The sequence below is a fragment of the Hansschlegelia beijingensis genome (assembly GCF_045505405.1).
GTDB classification, from domain to species: Bacteria; Pseudomonadota; Alphaproteobacteria; order Rhizobiales; family Methylopilaceae; genus Methylopila; species Methylopila beijingensis_A.
Map to the genome: position 1 here is coordinate 1 of NZ_JBJKEX010000674.1, position 681 is coordinate 681.

The following is a 681-nucleotide window of genomic DNA, read 5'->3' on the forward strand; positions in this document are numbered from 1 at the left end:
CCGCGATCGAACTGGACCTCACGCCCCCGCCGGCCGCAGGCGCCGCGCAGACGCTCGACGCCGGCGGGGGCGTGAGATCCAGTTCGATCGCGGTGGTGCTCCTGAGGGAAGCGCCCTCGCCGGTGGGCGGCGAGACCGAAACCGCGATCGAACTGGACCTCACGCCCCCGCCGGCCGCAGGCGCCGCGCAGACGCTCGACGCCGGCGCAAACGAGACGCAGCCTCTCTCTCCGGAGAGCGCGGACGAGGCCAAGCCGCAGGAAGTCGAGCAGCTCGAAGAGCTCGAGGACGCGCCCCCGCCGGAGGATCAGCCCGTCACGGCTGAAGTCGCGCCCCCGGAGGGCGTGCAGGATACGCCTGTCGAGACGGTCGAGGAGGCTCAGCCGGTCGAGACCGACATGGTGGCGGCCGACGACGTGAAGACGCCTGACGAGGTCGAGGCCGCCGTCGCCCTGCCGCCGGAGCGCACCGTCGTCGCCCAGGAGGAGACGCCGGAGCCCCGGAAGCCGGAAGTGAAACCGGTCGCCAAGCGGGAGACCCCGAAGCCGGTCAAACGCAAGCCGACCGAGAAGCCCGTAGAACGGACCGCCGACAGGCCCAAGCCCGCCTCGGTGCCGACGCAGGCCGGCGGGGAGACGTTGATGCGCGAACTGCTCGCAGGATCGCTCGACGCCATCCTCG

Annotated in this window: 1 pseudogene; it reads left to right on the forward strand. The window is 72.4% G+C overall.

Annotated elements, in window-relative coordinates:
- A pseudogene (locus tag ACIKT0_RS19560) lies at positions 1-681 on the forward strand (hypothetical protein); the annotation flags it as partial.